The sequence below is a fragment of the Clostridium rectalis genome (assembly GCF_900626095.1).
GTDB lineage: Bacteria > Bacillota > Clostridia > Clostridiales > Clostridiaceae > Clostridium_AS > Clostridium_AS rectalis.
Window position 1 is genome coordinate 100981 of record NZ_UYZZ01000001.1, and the last position, 21207, is coordinate 122187.

At 27.8% G+C, this 21207-nt stretch carries 19 protein-coding genes; 16 read left to right on the forward strand and 3 right to left on the reverse strand.

Annotation, left to right across the window (positions count from 1 at the left end; all coding sequences use genetic code 11):
• Window positions 1–39 precede the first annotated feature (39 nt).
• The 13 genes from EJL03_RS00440 to EJL03_RS00500 all read left to right on the forward strand — a co-directional run bounded on the left by EJL03_RS00440 (window position 40) and on the right by EJL03_RS00500 (window position 13062).
• Window positions 40–1089: a BMP family lipoprotein gene (locus EJL03_RS00440; protein ID WP_125152000.1), complete on the forward strand. Its 1050-nt coding sequence runs from the start codon at window positions 40–42 to the stop codon at window positions 1087–1089.
• A gap of 79 nt (window positions 1090–1168) precedes the next feature.
• Window positions 1169–2692, forward strand: coding sequence for an ABC transporter ATP-binding protein (locus tag EJL03_RS00445; RefSeq protein WP_125152001.1), 1524 nt, complete (start codon window positions 1169–1171; stop codon window positions 2690–2692).
• On the forward strand, window positions 2692–3765 hold the full coding sequence (locus EJL03_RS00450; RefSeq protein ID WP_125152002.1) for an ABC transporter permease: 1074 nt from the start codon (window positions 2692–2694) through the stop codon (window positions 3763–3765). Before EJL03_RS00445 ends, EJL03_RS00450 begins: the two co-directional genes overlap by 1 nt.
• A 3-nt stretch (window positions 3766–3768) precedes the next feature.
• Complete coding sequence (locus EJL03_RS00455; protein ID WP_125152003.1) at window positions 3769–4680, forward strand: ABC transporter permease; 912 nt, start codon at window positions 3769–3771, stop codon at window positions 4678–4680.
• Entirely contained in the window at window positions 4673–5239 is a 567-nt protein-coding gene (locus EJL03_RS00460) for a cysteine hydrolase family protein (protein ID WP_125152004.1), read from the forward strand. Before EJL03_RS00455 ends, EJL03_RS00460 begins: the two co-directional genes overlap by 8 nt.
• 1 nt (window position 5240) lies before the next feature.
• A complete protein-coding gene (locus EJL03_RS00465) occupies window positions 5241–6194 on the forward strand; it encodes a carbohydrate kinase family protein (RefSeq protein WP_164508959.1) in 954 nt (317 codons plus the stop codon).
• Window positions 6194–6946, forward strand: a complete 753-nt coding sequence (locus EJL03_RS00470) for a nucleoside phosphorylase (RefSeq protein WP_125152006.1) — start codon at window positions 6194–6196, stop codon at window positions 6944–6946. Before EJL03_RS00465 ends, EJL03_RS00470 begins: the two co-directional genes overlap by 1 nt.
• Before the next feature lie 2 nt (window positions 6947–6948).
• Window positions 6949–7743, forward strand: a complete 795-nt coding sequence (locus EJL03_RS00475) for a BtpA/SgcQ family protein (RefSeq protein ID WP_243108574.1) — start codon at window positions 6949–6951, stop codon at window positions 7741–7743.
• Between the two features lie 24 nt (window positions 7744–7767).
• Window positions 7768–8916, forward strand: coding sequence for an iron-containing alcohol dehydrogenase (locus tag EJL03_RS00480; protein ID WP_125152007.1), 1149 nt, complete (start codon window positions 7768–7770; stop codon window positions 8914–8916).
• An 8-nt stretch (window positions 8917–8924) separates the two neighbouring features.
• A complete protein-coding gene (locus EJL03_RS00485) occupies window positions 8925–9650 on the forward strand; it encodes a tryptophan synthase subunit alpha (protein WP_125152008.1) in 726 nt (241 codons plus the stop codon).
• Window positions 9651–9871: 221 nt separating this feature from the next.
• Window positions 9872–10375 (forward strand): PH domain-containing protein, encoded by a 504-nt coding sequence (locus tag EJL03_RS00490; RefSeq protein WP_125152009.1) that lies wholly within the window; start codon window positions 9872–9874, stop codon window positions 10373–10375.
• On the forward strand, window positions 10356–11789 hold the full coding sequence (locus EJL03_RS00495) for a PH domain-containing protein (protein WP_125152010.1): 1434 nt from the start codon (window positions 10356–10358) through the stop codon (window positions 11787–11789). Before EJL03_RS00490 ends, EJL03_RS00495 begins: the two co-directional genes overlap by 20 nt.
• A 22-nt stretch (window positions 11790–11811) precedes the next feature.
• Complete coding sequence (locus EJL03_RS00500; RefSeq protein WP_125152011.1) at window positions 11812–13062, forward strand: S41 family peptidase; 1251 nt, start codon at window positions 11812–11814, stop codon at window positions 13060–13062.
• Window positions 13063–13131: 69 nt separating this feature from the next.
• Here the strand turns inward: EJL03_RS00500 and EJL03_RS00505 are convergent, their stop codons facing one another.
• Together EJL03_RS00505 and EJL03_RS00510 are read right to left on the reverse strand one after the other, a co-directional pair.
• Entirely contained in the window at window positions 13132–13383 is a 252-nt protein-coding gene (locus EJL03_RS00505) for a CPF_0552 family protein (protein ID WP_125152012.1), read from the reverse strand.
• A gap of 85 nt (window positions 13384–13468) precedes the next feature.
• A complete protein-coding gene (locus tag EJL03_RS00510) occupies window positions 13469–13825 on the reverse strand; it encodes a PH domain-containing protein (protein ID WP_125152013.1) in 357 nt (118 codons plus the stop codon).
• Window positions 13826–14470: 645 nt separating this feature from the next.
• Here EJL03_RS00510 and EJL03_RS00515 point away from each other — a divergent pair.
• Window positions 14471–15028: a collagen-like triple helix repeat-containing protein gene (locus EJL03_RS00515; protein ID WP_125152014.1), complete on the forward strand. Its 558-nt coding sequence runs from the start codon at window positions 14471–14473 to the stop codon at window positions 15026–15028.
• Window positions 15029–15582: 554 nt separating this feature from the next.
• Here the strand turns inward: EJL03_RS00515 and EJL03_RS00520 are convergent.
• Entirely contained in the window at window positions 15583–16011 is a 429-nt protein-coding gene (locus EJL03_RS00520; protein ID WP_125152015.1) for a hypothetical protein, read from the reverse strand.
• Between the two features lie 281 nt (window positions 16012–16292).
• Here EJL03_RS00520 and addA point away from each other — a divergent pair, with 281 nt between their 5' ends.
• Complete coding sequence (addA, locus tag EJL03_RS00525) at window positions 16293–20072, forward strand: helicase-exonuclease AddAB subunit AddA (RefSeq protein ID WP_125152016.1); 3780 nt, start codon at window positions 16293–16295, stop codon at window positions 20070–20072.
• 119 nt (window positions 20073–20191) lie between these two features.
• A complete protein-coding gene (locus tag EJL03_RS00530; RefSeq protein ID WP_125152017.1) occupies window positions 20192–21139 on the forward strand; it encodes an L-lactate dehydrogenase in 948 nt (315 codons plus the stop codon).
• Window positions 21140–21207: the final 68 nt, after the last annotated feature.

The following is a 21207-nucleotide window of genomic DNA, read 5'->3' on the forward strand; positions in this document are numbered from 1 at the left end:
TAAATTATTTAATAATTATATATTAAGGGGGAATTAAAAATGAAAAAGCTGAAACCGATTTCCATTTTACTAACGGCAATTATTTTAGTAATGAGTTTAGTTGGTTGTGGAGGAAAGAAAGAAGATATTCAAACATCTCAGGAATCATCAGGTAAAAAACAAAAAATAGCAATGATATGTAGTGCTGGAGGACTTGGAGATAGATCCTATAATGACTCAGGTTATTCTGGACTTAGAAAAGCAGAGAGAGATTTAGATGTAGAAATTAAAGTTGTAGAACCAAAGGATATTTCAGAAGGTGAAAAATATTTAACAGAGCTTGCTAAGTCGGGATATAACCTTATCATTACTTTAGAATATGGACATGCGGAAATATTAGACAAAGTAGCACCACAATTTCCTGAAACAAGATTCTCCATATTCAACATTTCAGTTAATCAACCTAATGTAACATCTGTAATATTTAAAGAACATGAAGGTTCATACCTTGCAGGTGCTCTTGCTGCAATGGCATCTAAGGATACAAAAATAAAAGGTATGAATGATAAAAAAGTTTTAGGGTTTATTGGAGGAGCTGATTCTCCAGGAATAAATAAATTTTTAGAGGGATATAAAGAAGGCGCAAAATTAATTGACAAAGATATGAAGGTTATTTCTGGATATGCAAATGCTTTTGGCGATCCAGGAAAAGGAAAAGAAATGGCACTATCTCAAATAGAACAGGGTGCTGATGTAGTTTATCAAGTTGCTGGTGGAACTGGTGAAGGTGTTATAAATGCAGCTAAAGATAAGGGTGTATTTGCTATAGGGGTAGATTCAGATCAGGATTATATAGCACAGGGATATGTATTAACAAGTATGATGAAAAGAACTGATGTAGCTGTATATAATATCATAAAGTCATTAAAAGAAAATAAGATAAAAGATTCAAATACAATGGAATTAGGTTTAAAGGAAGAAGGAGTTCAATTAAGTCCAATGAAGTTTACAAAGGACAAAATTCCAGCAGAATATCTAAAGAAAATTGAAGAAATAAAAAAGGATATAATAGCAGGAAAAATTAAGGTTACTGATATAACTCAAAAATAAAAAATCTTACTTAAAATTAGGGATACTACAGTAACATAAAAGTTGCTGTAGTATTCTGAAATGTAAAGGAGTGGAATCCTTGAAAATTATTGAAACTGTAAATCTTACTAAAAGATTTGGAGAATTTGTTGCAAATGATAATATAAATTTTTCAGTAGAAGAGGGAGAAATTCATGCCATTGTTGGTGAAAATGGGGCAGGAAAGAGTACTCTTATGAATTGCCTTTTTGGATTATTAAAAGCAGATGAGGGTGATATTTATATAAAGGGTAAAAAAACTAGTATAGCAAGTCCTAAAGATGCTATTAAATTAGGAATAGGAATGGTACATCAACATTTTAAGTTAGTCCCCAGTCTTTCAATTGCAGAAAATGTAGTTTTAGGACAGGAATTTGTAAATGGAATAAAGGTAAATTATAAGAAAGCTGTAGAGGAAGTAAAGAAGGTTTCTAATTCATACGGCTTAAAAATAGATCCGAAGGAAAAGGTGCAAGATGTATCTGTAGGAGTGCAACAAAGAATAGAAATATTAAAGATGCTTTATAGAGATGTAGATATACTTATATTAGATGAACCTACAGCTGTGTTAACACCGCAAGAAGTTGATGGTTTTTTAAATGATTTAATTGAACTTAAAAATAAGGGGAAAACTATAATTATAATAACTCATAAATTAAATGAAGTAAAAAAATGTTCAGATAGTGTAACAGTTATTAGAAGGGGCAAAATAATTGATTCCGTTAAGACAAAGGATGTAGATGAAAAAATATTAGCTAAGATGATGGTTGGTAGAGATGTATTGTTAAAAGTTCAAAAGGGTGAGAGTAATCCTGGAGATATAATTTATCAGGCTAAAGATATATGTACATATAATAAAAGAAATATAAAGGTATTAGATAATGTATCGTTTCACGTGAGAAGTGGTGAAATACTTGGTATTGCTGGTGTAGAGGGGAATGGACAATCAGAAATTATAAAAGTTATGTCAGGTTTATTAAAGACTACAAAAGGTGTACTTGAATTTATGAATAAAGATATTACAAATAGTAAACCTTGTGAGATTAAAGATATGGGAATAGGTATAATTCCAGAAGATAGATATAAACATGGATTGTGTAAAAGCATGACTATATATGAAAATATGATATGTGGATATCATAAAAGGAAACCTATATCAAATAAAGGTTTTATAAATATAAAAGAAGTTAAAAAGAATACAGAGGAACTTATTAATAAATTTGATATAAGAATAGGAAGTAAATCTGAGGGAGTTGGGAAACTTTCTGGAGGAAATGCTCAAAAGGTTGTAATTGCAAGAGAAGTGTCTATGAGACCAAAGGTCTTAATAGCCAGTCAACCAACTAGAGGCGTAGATATAGGATCTATTGAATTTATACATAAACAATTAATTAATTATAGGGATGAAGGAAATGCTGTGGTTCTAATTTCATCAGAATTATCCGAGATAATAAGCTTAAGTGATAGGATAGTAGTTATGTACAAAGGAAAAATAATTGGAGAAATTTCATGTACTGAGGCTTCTAATGAAAAACTAGGATGTCTTATGGCAGGAATAAAAGAAGATGAGAAGGTGAAGGCTTGATGAAAAAATTAAAAGTATATGCTAGCAAAATATTAAAGCCTATAATAACAGTGCTTATAGCATTTATAATTGGAGGTATTATAATAGCTATCTCTGGGAAAAATCCATTCTATGCATATGCTGCTTTATTTAAAGGGGCTTTTGCTGGTAATGGTGGTTTTTATAATACCTTATTTTCAGCTACACCTTTAATATATACAGGTATAGCAACTGCAATAGCATTTAGAGCTAATATTTTTAATATGGGTGTAGAAGGACAACTATATTTAGGAGCATTTACTGCAGCATATATAGGGTTCTTTGTAACAGGATTGCCACCTATACTTCATGTAACTTTATGTATAGTAGCAGCGGCAGTAGTAGCTGGTATATTTGCGGCTATACCAGGTCTTTTAAAGGGGTATTTAAATGTAGATGAAATGGTAGTAACTATAATGCTTAATTATGTAGCTACTTTATTTACTGGATATTTAGCAAGTTATCCTTTTAAAGCAAAGGGTATTGGTTTTTCTGCTACAGAAATAATACAAAAATCAGCCGAAATACCTAGGTTCTCTAAGTTATCACAACTTAATGTGTCTTTTATAATAGCATTATTAGTAGTAGCTTTTGCTTATGTTTTATTTAAAAGAACCACTTTGGGATTAGAAATAAAATCTATAGGTGAAAACAGAAATTTTGCTGAAGCCAATGGAATGAATACATCTTTTAAAATATTAATAATTACAATCATAAGTGGTATGATTGGCGGTATGGCTGGTGCAGGTGAAGTACTAGGAGTGCACCATAGATTTATAGCCAATTTCTCACCAGGGTATGGGTGGGATGGTATGACTATAGCTTTATTAGGGAAAAATAACCCAGTAGGAGTATTAATTGCGGCTTTATTTTTCGGTGTATTAAAAAGTGGGGGAAGTACTATGGAACTTGTAGCTGGAGTTCCAAGATCACTTATAAGCATATTACAAGGATTAATAATTTTCTTTTTAGCAATAGATTTAGCACTTACTCATCCTAGATTTAAATCTATAAAAAGAAAAGGTATAAAGAAACAAGCTGCAAAGGAGATGTAAAATATGGATATAATTTCTATATTAAATTCAGCACTTAGAATGTCCGCACCTATAATACTTGCAGGACTTGGTGGACTATTTACCCACAAAGCGGGAGTTTTAAATATAGCCCTTGAAGGTATGATGCTTATAGGAGCCTTTGTATCTGTTATAGTAAGTTATGTTACTGGGAATGTTATTATAGCTGTAATTTCTGCTATAGGAGCTGCTCTATTAATGGGATTAGTATTTTCTATATTTGGTATATCATTTAAAGGTAATTTTATAATAATTGGACTAGCAGTAAATATATTTGCATTAGGTTTTACATCCTATATATTACAAACTGCATTTGGTACTAGAGGAGTTTTTTCAAATCCAAGTATCATAGGTATAAACAAAGTAAATTTTCCTATTTTAGATAAAATACCTTTTATTGGCCCTATATTAAATAATCAAACCCCAATAGTTTATATAAGTTTGTTATCAGTAATATTAGTAAATTTTATAATATATAAAACTAAATTTGGATTATATGTTAGAGTTGTTGGAGAAAATGAAGAAGCTGCGAAAGCGGTAGGACTTAATATAAATAGAATTAAATATTCTTCAGTTTTTATAAGTTCAATATTTTGCGCTTTGGCAGGGGTTAATTTATCTTTAGAAAATTTAAATATGTTTGTCGAGAATATGACAAATGGAAGAGGATTTATAGCATTAGCAGCTATTTTCTGTGGAAAAGGAACACCTATTGGTACTTTTATATTTAGTGTATTATTTGGATTTGCAGATTCACTACAGATGAGATTACAAAGTCTAAAAATTCCTGGAAGTTTTATTCAAATGATACCCTTTATATTTATAGTAGTTATTTTAACAGTAGTTGCAATAATGCAAAACAAAAGAAGATTATCAAGGGAGGCATTTGATGAGTAAAACAGCACTTTTAGTAATTGATATGGTTTATGATTTTGCTAATCCTAATGGGTTAGTATATTATCCGCAAAATGAGGAAATACTGCCAAGGATAAAAAAACTTATAGATAAGTGTAGAGAAAAGGATTTATTGATTATATTTGTAGTGGATTCACATAGACCAGGCAAATATGATGCAGAACTAGAAGCAGTTAGGAAACACTGTATACATGGTACAGGGGGAGATGAAATAATGCCCTGCCTTGGATATAATGAAAAAACTGATTTTATAGTAACAAAACGAAGATATAGTTCTTTTTATGGAACTGATTTGGATTTAATTTTAAGAGAACATAAAATAGAAAATGTTATAGTATGTGGTACAAAAACTAATTGTTGTATAAGGTCTACTGTACATGATGCATATTTTAAGAATTATAAAGTAATTGTACCTAAAAATTGTGTTGCAACTAATAGTGATGTAATAAACCAAGTACATTTAACTGATATAGATAAGTATTATGGTGCTGTATTAACTGAAAAGGAGTTATTTAATAAATTAGATGGTGGTGAACTATAAAATGAAAGATGTGGATATAACTGTGGTAGGATATCCTAGTATAGATAGGATAATTAAAACTGAAACTCATCCATGTTTTTGTAAAACATCTGCTATAACTAATCAAGATAATAATACCCCATATTTTGGAGGGTGTAGTGTTAATGTAGCTTACTTAGCCAGTGAACTTAATTTAAAAGTTGCTTTAGATATGAATGTTGGACGAGATTTTGAAAGTACGGGTTATAAAAGCTTTTTGCAGAAAAAAAATATAGTGTTAGATGCTGTAGATATAGTAAATGAGGATGTTACTTCGTGTACATATCTTATTACTAATCCAGCTGGAGAACATATGACATTGTTTTATCCAGGTGCTATGGATTGTAAATATAATATAAGATTAAATGAAGATATTATAAAAAGATCTAAATATGGAATAATTACAGTAGGAAATCCCCAATATAATATGAATTTTGCAAAGCTTTGTAAAATTCATAAGGTTCCTATGGTGCTTGGGATGAAATGGGATACAAAATCTTTTCCATTGGAAATTGTGAAAGAGATAATAGATGGATCAGAAATTATGATTATGAATCAAAGTGAAAGAGTAGAAATGGAAAGAGCACTAAATATAAAGGACATTACTGAACAATTTAAAAATAGTGTAACCAAAATAATTATTGTAACTAAAGGTTGTAGTGGAAGTGAAATATACGAATATAAAAATAACTATATTAAAAAATATTTTATTCCTATAGCAAAACCTAAAAGAGTAGTAGATACCGCCGGAGTTGGAGATGCTTATTTAGCAGGATTTATGGCTGCTTATATTAAAGGAAAATCTGTTGATAAGTGTGGAAGATTGGGAGCAACATTATCATCTTTTATCATTGAAAAAATGGGATGTTTGACTAATATACCAACTAAAGAGGAATTAGAAAATAGATATAAAGAAAATTATAAGGAGGAATTTTAATGGGGACATTATATCTTGGAGTAACAAAAGAAACTGTTAGTAAATATGTAATATTTTCAGGGGATCCAGGTAGAGTAAGAAAAATAATATCTTATATGGAAAATGTAGAAGAGATAGCATGTAATAGAGAATTTAATACATACACAGGGTACTATGAAGGGATAAAGATAACTGTAACATCTACTGGAATAGGGGGACCTTCTGCTGCTATAGCTATGGAAGAAATGTATGAATGTGGTATGGAAGTAGCAGTTAGACTTGGAACAATAATGGGATTAAAAGAAAATTTAGGTAATGTTCTTATACCAAGAGGATGTATGAAGCTTGAATCAACAAGTAAAACTTATGTGGATTCCTCTTATCCAGCAGTAGCCGATTATGATTTGATAAATTGTATGAATGAAAGTTCTAAGCAAAATAGTTTAATATATGAAAATCCAATAATATGTAGTATGGATGGTTATTATAGTGAAATGAAAGAGCTAAAACTATCAAATAAAATGGGTATAGACGTTAAGGGGAAAATAGAAAATTTAAAAAAATATAATATTGGTGGTATAGATATGGAATCAGGAGTGATTTTAACTCTTTCCAATCTTATGGATATAAAAGGTTGCGTAGTTACAATGACTACAGTACTTGAAAATTTAAAAGATTATTTAAAAGGTAAAGATAGAGTAAAGGCAGAAGAGGATTTAATAAAAGTAGTACTTGATGGAATTAAGATTTATGCATCAAAGGAGATGAGGTAAATTTGAATAGATTTTATGAGCTATTTAAAGATAAAAAAGCTATAATCGGCATGGTACACTTACTTCCACTCCCAGGTTCAGCAATGTTTGATGGTGATATGGAAAAAGTATATAGTCAAGCTATACATGATACAAAGGTATTAGAAGAAGGTGGAGTAGCAGCCCTTATGGTTGAAAACTTTGGTGATATGCCATATAGCAAGGAATTAAGTTTAGAGCAGTCTACTGCATTAGCTGCAGTAGCTGCTGTAGTAAAGGAAAATACTAAATTACCTGTTGGTATAGATGCTGCTTTTTGCGACTATAAAAGTGCCATTGCATGTGCTAAGGCAACAGGTGCGGATTTTGTAAGACTTGCTGTTTTTGTTGATACGGTGGAATGTTTTGCAGGAATTTTAGAGCCATGTTGTGCTCAGGCATTAAAATATAGAAAACAAATAGATGCACAAGAGGTTATGATTTTTGCAGATATTCAGGTAAAACATACGCATATGTTAGTAGAAAATGTGGATATAATTGAATCTGCAAGTGTGGCTGTAAATTGTGGCGCAGATGCAGTTATAGTAACAGGACTTGCAACAGGAATGGAGACTCCTATTGAAACAGTAAAAAGGGTAAAAGACAATGTAAGTTGCCCTGTTATTATAGGAAGTGGAGTTAATTGTAAAAATATAAAAGAACAGATGAATATAGCAGATGGAGCCATAGTAGGGTCAAGTCTTAAATATGATAATGTTGTGACTAATAAAGTACATATAGATAAAGTTAAAGAACTTATGTTTAATTTGGGTAAATAGTTTTATTTTAAGGAGTGATAGTATATGATGAGACCTATGAAACTTGCTGGAGAATATCTTTTATTTGGCAATGGAGCATTGGAATATTTAAAAACAATAAAAGGGGAAAAAGCTTTTATTATAATAAGTGGAGGATCTATTGAGAGAAGTGGATATTTAAAAATTATACAGGATTATTTAAGTGAAGCAGGTATTCAATCCAGTGTATTTAAAGGAGTGGAACCAGATCCTAGCATTCATACTGTATTAAAAGGTGCAGAAGAAATGAAAAGATACAATCCCGACTGGATTATAGGACTTGGTGGTGGTTCAGCAATGGATGCAGCAAAAGCTATGTGGATATTTTATGAACATCCTCACTTAAAGACTTTGCAAGACATATCTTCACCAAATATAATACCTGCATTAAGGGGAAAGGCAAAGATGATTTGTATTCCTACAACTAGTGGATCAGCTAGTGAAGTTAGTAGATCCATTGTTATAACAGATCCTGAAAAAAATATAAAAGTAGGGATTGGAAATATGGAGATGATGCCTGATATAGCTTTACTTGAGCCAGGAATCACATCTTCCATGCCAGAACATATTACAGCAGATACTGGTATAGATGCATTAACTCATGCATTAGAAGCATATGTTTCAAATAGATCAAATGATTTAAGTGATACATTATCAGAAAAAGCAGCATTAGAGATATTTAAATATTTGCCACTTGCTTGTTCAAATGGAGAGAATATACTATATAGAGAAAAAATGCAAAATTTTTCAATGATAGCTGGTATTGCTTTTACTAATGTATCTTTAGGTATAGTACATAGTATGGCTCACACCGTTGGAGGTAAATATGGTGTAGCCCATGGTCTTGCAGATGGTATTATACTGCCTTATGTAATAGAGTATAATATGCAAAATGCGGAGGCAAAGAAAAAGTATGATAAATTAGCAAAGATGTTAGGTGGAGAAAGTTTTGCTAAAATGGTAAGAAGTTTAAATGAGCAGCTTAATATACCTTCTAACTTAAAAGAGGTTATAAATAAAGATGAAGATTTTGAGAAAAATCTAGAAGAATTAGCTACTATGGCTAAAAATGATGGTTGCACAAAAACTAACCCAATAATTCCTGATATAAAAGGATTTCAAGAATTATTTAGAAAAGCTTATTACGGAAAGTAGGGGGAAATTTGAGTAGTAAATTAATCGGGTATTTATCTTATGGATATCCATCTATTGAAAAAAGTATAGAAATAGCTAACATATATGCAAAGTCTGGTTGTGATGTGATAGAAATAAGTTATCCTACAGATAATGCCTATATAGATAGTGAATATATAAGTTTAAGAATGAAGTATGCTATAGAAAAATGTAACGATACAAAAAAATATTTCCAAGGTATTTCAAAAATAAGAGAAAATAATCCTAGTGTACAGTTACTATTGTTAATATACGAACATAGTATAATTGATTTAGGAGTAAATAATTTTATCAAATATTGTAAAGATAATTTAATAGAGGATATTATTTTAGTAGGAACAAAGGATAATTTTATTAAAAATAAGCTTATAGAAGAGGGACTAAAGATATCTTGTTATGTTACGTTTTCTATGCCAGATAGTGAAATAAAAGAAGCTAAAAGTTCTAATGGGTTTGTATATTTTCAAGCCAAACCAAGTGGAAAAGTTAAAGAAGGATATGAAACATTAGATAAATGCATAAAATATCTAAAAGAGATAGGAATAAAGACTCCTATATATGTTGGGGTTGGAATTTCTACAAAGGAAGATGTTTTGATGGCATCACGAGCTGGAGCAGATGGAATTTTTGTGGGAAGTGCTATATTAAAAAAACAAGATGATTTTAAAGAATTAGAAGATTTTATAATAGAATTAAAGTCTGGTATTATTAAATAAATTTGTTAACCTTAACACACATATTTATATAATGGATTTCTCTATATTAAATGAGAAGTCCTTTTTTTATGATGATTATTTATAATGAAAGGTAAAATTAATTATTCTAAGTATTTATGAAAAGTTAAAACTTAAAAAAAACTTAAAATTCTTTAATTATAAAGAATTTTAAGTTTTTTTCCTGTATAATATTGTTAACAAACTATTAACGGGAGGTAATTATGGAATATAGTAAGTTAAATAGTAATTCGAAAAAATCTTGGTTTGTTGCAAGAGCTATAACTACAATAATATTTTTTATTTTATCAGAGGGGATAAAATATTTTTTGATGAATAAACTTAATATTTTAGTTATTGTTCAATATAATAAAATAATAAATATTTGTATAGCAATAATAATTTTATTATTACTTTTAAATACTTTAATATATCCATTAATAGAATATAATCAATGGAGATATAGTATAAATAAAGATAAAATTGAATTTAGAGAGGGAATATACACGATTACAACTACTACAATTCCAGTGGTTAGGGTTCAGCACATTAAAGTTAAACAGGGACCGATAAATAGGATATTTAAATTGGCTAATATACAAATATTTACTGCGGGAGGAGTTCATATAATACCTAATATAGAAATTGAAAAGGCGGAGGAAATAAGTTGTTTTTTAAAGGATAAAATAAGAGAAAAGGCGGAAGAACATGATAGAGAAACCTACTAGAAATCATTGGAGCTTTATTGTAATAAATATATTAAAGAATTTAAAAGAATTTTTTATATTTATTTTAATGATATTTATAATTAAATATAATATATATTTAATTATTGTATTTTCATTATTTATAATAATCAATTCTATTGTAAAGTGGAAAAATTCAGTGTTTTATGTAAAGGAAAATATGTTGGTTTTTAAGGAAGGAATATTTTCTAAGTCAAAACAGGAGATACCATTTCATAAAATAAGTACAGTTAACATAGACAAAAACTTTATTGATAGGATACTTAAAACTTGTACTGTAAAAGTGGATAGTGGAAGTGCTGTAGCAGGTGAAAGTGATTTTGAAATAAAGGTTAAATATGATTTGGGGGATAAAATTAGACAAACAGTCCTTTCTCATAGTAATAATGGTGATGAAAAAGAAGAGGATATTAAAATAAATTATAAACACGTAATCTCTATAAAAGAAATTATAATATACTCATTAACAAAATCAAAAATTGCATGGGCATTTGGAATTTTTTTTATAATTTCAAAATATATAGATAATGTAAAAAGATTAGTTCCTGTTTTTATGAAATCTAGAATATCACAAAAGATGAATATGAATGAAGTATTTAATAAATTGTCTCTAAGTGGAGTTTATTTAGTGCTTTTAATAATTAGTGTATATGTATTTATAAGTGTAATATTTTGTATTTTTGAAATTATAAAGTTATATAATTTTTCTTTAGAATATAAAGAAGAGAATATAAACATAAAGTATGGAATGATTAGTAAAAAAGAATATTCCATACCTGTAAAAAAAATTAATGCATTAAGATATAAACAAAATTTTTTTCAAAAAAAATTTAAAATATATTCGTTAGAGGCTATATCTATTGGATACGGTGATGAAAGCAATGAACAAGCTATTGTTTATCCTATGGTTACTGAAAAATTTCAAATAGAACTTCTAGAAAATGTTTTACCTGAATTTAAATTTTATGGTGAAATACAAAGAGCACCTAAAAGAAGCATATCTAAATTCATATTTAAAAGTACAGCTATATTATTTGCTATATTAGTTCCTTTATATTTTAAAGTTTCTATAGTTTCAAAAGGATTAAAGATAGTTTTATTTTTTGCTGTGTTACTATTAAATTTTATTCGTGGATATTTAAATTATAGTAATACATCACTTGGTGTAGACAAAAAAAATATACTTGTTAGTTGCGGAAGTATAAAAAAAGTCACAACTCTTATAAAGCAAGATAGGGTTCAGTCTATAACTAAAACCCAAAATATTTTTCAAAGATATAGTAGTGTTGTAAGTTACAAAATAGATATTTACTCTAATAGTTTTGGTGAAGTGGTTAATATAAATAATATGGATGAAAATACTTATAAAGTTTTATATAAAAATTTGATATTTTAATTTAAAAAACTGGGAGGAAAACATGAAAAGTAAAAAGATTTTAAGTTTTATTATGATTTTTTTAATAAGTGTTATGTCAATTGGATGCAGTAATAAATATAAAGTTAAATCAGGAGATAGAAAGGAAATGTGGATAAAGGATATTGAATATTTAGGCAAGCAGTTACCCAAAAAACATAAAAATTTATTTTTCAATTTAAGTGAGGAAAGTTTTAATGAAAAAATAGAAAATTTAAAAAATAAAATAGAAAATTTAAAGGACGAAGAAATTAAGACTGAAATATATAAGATAGTTGCCTCTGTGGGAGATGGTCATACCTTTGTTTATGAAAAATTTAATAAACTATATCCACTTTCATTATATTCATTTAAAGAAGGTATATATACTGAAAGTACAATAGAAGAATATAAACAGATAATAGGATGCAAATTAATCAAAATTAATGATTTGGATATAGAAAGTATAAAAGACAAGATTTCTAAGGTTATTTCACATGAAAATGAAGCTCAAATTAAAAATGAACTCCCACAATTTATAATTGCACCAGATATATTATATGGATTAAAAATTATAGATAATAAAGAAAAAACTAAATTTACATTTTTAAATTCACAAAATAAAATTATAAATATAGAGGTAAAGCCTATAAAGATTAATGAAAATAGCAGAAAATTATTTATTAATCCATATAAAGAGGGAAATATACCTATGTATTTAGAAAAGGGAGATAAAAATTATTGGTATAAGTATTTAAAGGATGAAAATACATTATATTTTAAATATAATTCTTGTATGGAAATGGAGGATAAATCATTTAAAGTTTTTTCAAAAGAACTTATAGAGGCATTAGATAAACATAATCCTGAAAAATTTATTATAGATCTGAGAGATAACGGTGGCGGAAATTCATCCATATTAGATAAATTTATAGATGAAATTAAAAATCACAAAATCAATAAAGAAAATAAACTATTTGTTATAGTTGGTAGAAGAACATTTTCATCAGCTATATTAAATTCTATAGATTTAAGAAATAAAACAGAAGCTATATTTGTTGGGGAGCCTACAGGGGGGAAACCAAATCATTATGGAGAGGTAAAAAGCTTTAAATTACCTAATATGGGTATGGAAATTAGCTACTCTACAAAGTACTTTAAATCATCTAAAGAGGATACACCTTCTTTTATGCCAGATAGGTTAATAGAGCCATCTATAAATGATTTTATAAATAGTAAGGATTCAGTCCTTCAGTATATATTAAATAAAAAATAGATAAAAGTATTTTTAAAATATAAAAATAATAATGGATGGATAGTAAAAATCCATCCATTATTATTTTATTTAAATTGTCATAGAGTTTATCTTCACTCCTTGTATTTTTAAAAGGTCATGTTCTAATTCTTTTATTAAGTTTTTATCTTTAGAGAGTTGTAGAATTATTAAACCTCTACGGGAACAATTATCTTTTGTGGCTTCGTGAAGTCCAAGTCTTGTTTTTATAATGCATCCATGTTTGGTTAAAATATCTTGCACATGGGCTGCATAATTATTTCTTTCTTCAATGGCTATTCCCATAATTATTGAACTTTCCATATTAAACTCCTTTTCCTATTATATGATATTAATATTATTATCAATAATAAAGAATTTTATAAAAATCTTTATTTAAATTAATTTTCTATAGACAGATATGTCTTGCTAATACTTTATAAAAGGATAAGGTATCATCTTCCTTTAAAAAACATAATTCATATTGTCTCCCTTTGGCAAAAAATCTTATTTTATTGTTACTACAAGTGCAGTAATTTTTAGGTATAGTTATAATATCTATTTTTGAATAAGGTATAGAAACAATAGAGGTTTCCTTCATTATAGTGTTTTCATCTACAAATAAAAGTCTTTTATTTGTTACACAAGAAAATTTATTAACTGTTTCATATATATGCTCTACTCCCTCACCAGGAAATAAGAAATTTTCTATCTCTTTCATATATTTTTCATTATTATTTAGAACATTTTTCATAGTTTCTAACATTATATCATTCCACCTTTATATAAAGATTTTATATCAAGTGAGTTCTAGAAGAACTTATCCTAGGCGTATTAACTGTTATCTCTCACTTAAAGATGATGTAGCCTTCGGATAAAATATTCTATAATAAGTTTTTTCTATAAAAGTATACAAAACTCCTTTAAATTTCTAATTATTTTTAATATTTTAATAATAAAAGAAAGCTTAACTAGCTTTTAAATTGTTTAGAAAATAATATTTTGTTGAAATAAATAAAGTATAAAGTGACTAGGTTTAATCTTAGTATTTTAAGGTATAGCTATTAATTTAAAAGGAGAGATATTTTGAAATAGTTTTAAAGGCAGTATACATGTAGTCTATTAGAAAGAGAAATACTAAATAACTGTAAAGTATGTAATTTAGAGTTTATGTAACAAGGTAGATAAAATAATAAAAGGGTATATGAAAGACAATTCTGTAGTTAAAGAGGAGTTTAATTTTTATTTATTATAATTCTACTTAAATAAGTAATTTAGAAAAACATTTTAGATAATATTTACTCATATAATTTTTTTCTACATTTATATAGCATAAAATAAAATTTTTCATATCATTATAGTAAGATTAATAAAATTATAAACTATATTATTAATATTAGAGGGTGATGATTTGAAAAATAGATGTAATAAAACTATATGCATACAAGGATGTGGAAGATGCACATGCCCACGAGGAATAACAGGACCTACAGGTCCAACAGGACTACAAGGAGTAACAGGAGTAACAGGTCCAACAGGACCACAAGTATTGATAGTATACGGCGGCTTATACAACGATGCCATACAAACCATTGCAGTTGATCCAGGAGTCATAGAGATGATTTCTATACCTAAAGCTATGCCAATTAACAATGTAACACTTGGAGCAGACACTGTTATAATTGATGTTACAGGCAAATATTTAGTAGAGTTTACGGTTTTTCTAAATTCAGCAGGAGGAGGTGGAATTACTACTATTGGTGTTCAAATCAACGGAACATTCTCAGAACCGTCTTTGGTAACGACTACCTTAATAGATTCAAATTTCAAGTGTATTACGTTCAGTTCTATTGTCACGTTGGCTAAAGACGATGAATTGACATTAGCAATCTCCAATACAATAGCCACAACTTTTTTTCTTGAGGCAGGAATGAACGCAAATTTGAATGTGTTACTGTTAGGAAGTTAAGGATTAGATGCCTAAAAATCATTGGTGATGCTGTTTTTTTATGCAGTAGCAGACAGCATTATTTTAGAGTTCCACCTCTTTGTCATGAAAGTAAGCGTATGTTTTCAAATGTAGAAAGGTTTGATGAAAATTTCTTCAAGCCTCCTTTTTTTAAAACTAACAATAGGTTTGCGTTAATGTGTTCAACTTGGCATCATTAGTAAAACTTTTTTATAGTAAAGTCAGAAAATTCTTTAAGCTACAGCAAATTGACAACAGAAATTTTGGATACTAATTTTTATAAATAGCGAAGGATATATGTAACTATTATGTTTCTTACAATAATTTTTAGTACCGAATCTTATTGTATTGTTTAAGCTAATAACTTTGTGATAAACACATCAACTATAACTGAAAATGATTTAATATTTATAGTCTTTTAACCCTAAAGTGCTTTTTTATCTGTAATAATTTTAAAAAATTCATTTTATTCACTATAATTCAAATTTTAAAAGATTTTATTTTATACTAATAGGCTTTAACCTAGATTGTTTTTAGTACATAGTAAATATACGTTATTTAAATATAATTTTTGTCTGGCCTTTGGCTTTTATTCCGGTAAGTTCTATTTTGATATTTTTATTATCTTTATCTGAAATATTTATAGTTTTATTTATTGGACTTTTTTCCTCATATAATGTTTTTTGGTCATTATATATTTTCACCAATAGATCTCCACTTTTTACTTTGGAATTAATTTTCATATCATAACTGGATTTATGTGAAGTTATTTGTTTTATATCTTTACCATTAAAAAATTGGAATTTAATGTTATAATTATTAAATTTACTATTGTCAGCCCAAAATTTTCCTTCGCCACTCCAATCTAGCTGACTTATTTCAAAGTTGCTTTTCTCCATATAATTTGAATACTTATATGTAAAAACAATTAAAAATAAGCACAGTACAGTTATAACAATAATAAACTTCTTGTTTTTTTTCATGCCAATCCTCCAATTTGTTAATTTTTGAGATTATTCTTTAGACTAAAAATCCTTTATTATATAGAAATTATATCATATTTTTCATATTGATGGAGAGTTAAATTTATCTTTATATGGTGTATTTGTTAAAGTAGGTTCTTAATATAAAAATTATATTTATAAGGATTTAATTAAATACTAAATAAATTTAGTTTATAATTAAAATTTTTTATTTAAATAAATGTTTTGGTCTATGGTAAAATAATAGATAGTTAATAATGCTTTTAAATGGAGGGATTAATTTGGCAAAAATTGAGTGGACTAAAGAACAAGAAAGTGCAATATATACAGATAAATGCAATTTATTGGTAGCTGCCGCGGCAGGTTCAGGTAAAACTGCTGTTCTTGTTCAAAGAATTATAGAGAAAATAATAAATAAGGATAATCCCATAGATATAGATAGACTATTAGTAGTTACGTTTACAAATGCTGCTGCTTCGGAAATGAGAGAAAGAATAGGGGAGGCTATTTCTAAAGAATTAGATAAAAATCCAGATTCTAAAAATCTTCAAAGACAGCTAACTTTGTTAAACAAAGCTAGTATAACAACAATACACTCATTTTGTTTACAGGTAATAAGAAATAATTTTCATCTTTTAGATATAGATCCAAGATTTAGAGTAGGAGATAGTACAGAGACTATTCTTTTAAAGGGAGAAGCATTGGATGAATTATTTGAAGATATGTATAATGAAAAAAACTGCACAGATGAGTTTTTACAATTAGTTGATTCATATGGTGGCAAAGATGATTTAAAGTTAGTAGATACAGTAGGGGAACTTTATAATTTTTCTCAAAGTTTACCTTGGCCATATAAGTGGCTTACAGAAATGACTGAGTGTTTTAACGTAAATGAAAATTTTAATTTTAAGGATTCTAAATTGGCTAATATATTAATGCAAGATATAAGTATAGAACTACAAGGACTTAAGGTTAAGATTTTAAATGCTATAAATTTATTGGAAAATAATCAAGGATTAAACCATTACTTACCTATATTTAAACAAGATTTATTGGATATAGAAAAAGTATTGAATAGTAAAACATGGGATGATGTTAGTGATTTTATACTAAAAATTTCCTTTTTACCTCTTCCAAGGAAAAAGGTAGATGAGTCTTTAAGGGATATAAAGGATAAGGCATTAAATATTAGAAAAAAAGTTAAAGAAAAAATTGAAAAGATAAAAGAGAATATAGTTGCAGGTACTGAAAATATTGGATTGAGACTTTCGGATTTATATCCAAGAATGAAATGTTTATCAAAACTTGTTATGGAATTTAATAAAAGATATAGTCAAAAAAAAAGAGAAAAAAATATAATAGATTTTAATGATATAGAACATTTTGCATTAGAAATACTTACTGATTTTGATAACTATGAGAATGTGATACCTTCATCTATAGCTATAGAATTTAGGAAGAAATTTGAGGAAATTTTAGTGGATGAGTATCAGGATAGTAATTTAGTTCAAGAATCTATACTAAACTCAGTATCTAGACAACCTAATATAGATTTGAAGGAGAAGAATTTAATATCTCCAAATATGTTTATGGTAGGGGATGTAAAACAAAGTATATACAGATTTAGACAAGCAAAGCCAGAATTATTTTTGGAAAAGTATAATAATTATTCTGAAGAGGAAAAAACAGATAATAGAAAAATAAAATTGTTTAAAAATTTCAGAAGTAGAGAAGAAATTATAGATGGAGTAAATTTTATATTTTATCAAATAATGTGCAAAAATATTGGAGATTTAGATTACAATGAAGGTGAAAGATTAAATGTAGGAATTGCCTTTAATGAATCAAAGGAAGAATTAAATTATGGAGGCCCTATAGAGGTACACCTACTAGAAAAAAATAATAAAGACTCCATGGTAAATGTTTATTTAGATGATAATGATATAGCATCAGAAGATGAAGAAGGGCTAGATAATATTCAATTAGAAGCTAATATGATAGTGAAAATAATAAACAGGCTAATAAATGGAGATGAGCTAAATAAACCCTTTAAGGTTCTAGATAAAGATACAAATAAATATAGAAAAATTCAATTTAGAGATATAGTCATACTTATGAGGGCTACGAAAAGTATGGCTCCTGTATTTATAGAGGAGTTTAATAACTCTGGGATACCAATTTTTGCAGATGCCAATTCAGGATATTTTGAAACCACGGAAGTTAAAACTATACTTTCATTATTACAAATGGTTGATAATCCAAGACAGGATATACCTATTCTTGCGGTGCTTAGATCACCTATTTTTTCTTTTACTGCGGAGGATATTATAGATATTCGACTAGTAAATAAAGATTTAAGTATTTATGAAAATATAGAAAAAATACAATCTATTGAAAACTGCAATGAGGATGAAATTAAGTATGTTAAGAATTTAAATGAATCTTTTATTAAAAAGATATGTAAATTTCTAAAAAAGCTTAACATATGGAGAAATAAGGCTTTACATATGGCTATAGATCAATTTATATGGGGGATTTATACTGATACAGGATATTATGGATATGTAGGGGCAATGCCTGGGGGGATACAAAGGCAAGCTAATTTAAGAATATTGTTTGAAAGAGCAAAACAATTTGAAAGTACAAGTTATAGAGGGCTATTTAATTTTATAACTTTTATTAATAAACTTAAAAATAGTAGTGGTGATATGGGGAGTGCTAAAGTTATTGGTGAAAATGAGGATGTAGTAAGAATTATGAGCATACATAAGAGTAAAGGATTAGAGTTTCCAGTGGTTATAACTGCTGGTATGGGAAAAGGGTTTAATTTGCAAGATATGAGAAAGAGTATATTATTTCATCATGAAATAGGATTTGGCCCTGATTACGTGGATTTAGAAAAGAGAATAAGTTATCCTACAATACTGAAACAGATTATTAAAAAGAAAATAAAGATAGAAACTTTATCTGAGGAAATGAGGATTCTTTATGTTGCCTTAACCAGAGCAAAAGAAAAACTTATTATTACTGGAATGGTGAATAAACTACAAGATTCTATAGAAAAATGGTGTGAGCTAGGGGAAATTTATGAAGATAAAATTCCAGATTACGCATTATTAGAAGGCAAAAATTATTTAGACTGGATAATACCAGCAATAAGTAGGCATAAGGATTGTTTAATATTTAGAGAAATAGCTGGTAGTAACTTTTCACAAAAATTAATAGATGATAATTCAAAATGGAAAATTAAAATATGGGATAGGATTGAGTTTATTGAGGAACAAGTAAAAGATGATGAAAAAAAAGATATAATAAAGGAGTTAGAAATTTTACAAAGGGATAGAAAAGAAAGTAAGTATAAAAACATTATAGAAAAAAAACTTGAATGGGTATATAAATATAAGGAATCTTTTAATATACCAGCAAAGTTTTCAGTATCAGAAATTAAAAGTAGATTAACTAGTTTAAATGAGGAAAATACAGAGAAAATTATGGCGTCTTCTTTGCTTAAAAAACCTTTGTTTTTAGAAAATAATAAAAAATTTTCTCAAGTAGAAATAGGTACAATTACGCATACTGTAATGCAGCATATAGATATTAAGAAGATTTTTACTAAGGATGATATTAAAAAACAGCTTAAAGAAATGATATTAAGTGAATTTATTACTGAAGAGCAATCTAAAGTAATTAAATTAGAAAAAATATTTAATTTTTTTAATAGTTCTCTAGGAAAAAGAATGAAAAAATCTAATAATATAAAAAGGGAGATACCTTTTTATATAGAAAAAAGTAGTACGGATTTTTATAAAGAATTACCCCAAAATATATATGCTAATGAAAAAATACTTATTCAAGGGGTTATAGATGCATATTTTGAAGAAGATGATGAATTAATTATTATAGACTATAAGACAGATTATGTTAAGGATTTAGAAATGATAAAGGAAAAGTATAGTATGCAGCTTAATTATTACTGTGAAGCCTTGGAAAGAATAACTCATAAAAAGGTTAAGGAAAAATATTTGTATTTATTTTATTGTGATAAGGAAGTTAAATTATAATATTTTTTTTATTAAAGGAGATAATATAGCTATGAAAATATTTATAATCATTTGATAATAGCTATTATTTGATATATAATATTATCACAGAATAAATTTATGCATAGGGTGGTAATAATATGAATAAAAAAGGGATAAAAATATCTATAATAGGGGCAGGGTTTGTAGGTGCAACTACTGCATATGCACTTATGATGGAAGGCTTAGCTTCAGAAATAGTTATAGTAGATATAAATAAAGATAAGGCACAAGGAGAGGCTATGGACTTAGCACATGGAGTATCTTTTGTTAAACCTGTAGATATATTATCAGGGGAGTATAAGGATACATTGGATTCTGATATTGTAATAATTTCCGCAGGTGCAGGTCCTAAACCTGGAGAAAGTAGATTGGATTTGATAGGTAAAAATACTAAAATATTCAAAGGAATTATACCAGAGGTTGTGAAATATAGTCCTAATTCTATATTATTAGTAGTGTCAAATCCTGTGGATATACTAACATATATCACTTATAAGTTATCAGGATTTCCTAAAGAAAGGGTTATTGGTTCAGGTACAGTACTTGATACTTCAAGATTTAGATATCTTTTAAGTGAACATTTTAAAATAGATGTAAGGAATGTACACACTTATATTTTAGGAGAGCATGGGGACTCGGAAATAGCTGCATGGAGTTTAACTAATATAGCAGGTATAAGTGTAGATGACTATTGCAGGGATGTATGCAAAAAATGTAGTGGAGATTTTAAAAGAAAGATACCTGAAAAAGTAAAAAATGCTGCTTATGAAGTGCTTAATAGAAAAGGGTTTACTTCTTATGCTGTTGCACTAGCGGTTAGAAGAATTGTAGAGGCTATAATAAGAAATGAAGATTCTATACTTACTGTGTCCACATTATTAAAAGGTCAGTTTGGCATAGAAGATGTGTATATGGGAGTACCAACTGTTATAGGAGAAACTGGGGTAAAAAGTATATTAGAAGTAAAATTAAATGATGAAGAATATAAAAATTTACAGGATTCGGCTAAAGTATTAAAGGAAAATTTAAATCAAATACAGTTATAGGTTGAAGGACTCTTATCAAAAATTTATGTTGATAAGAGTCCTTTAATTTGTAAGTACAGATTATTTCA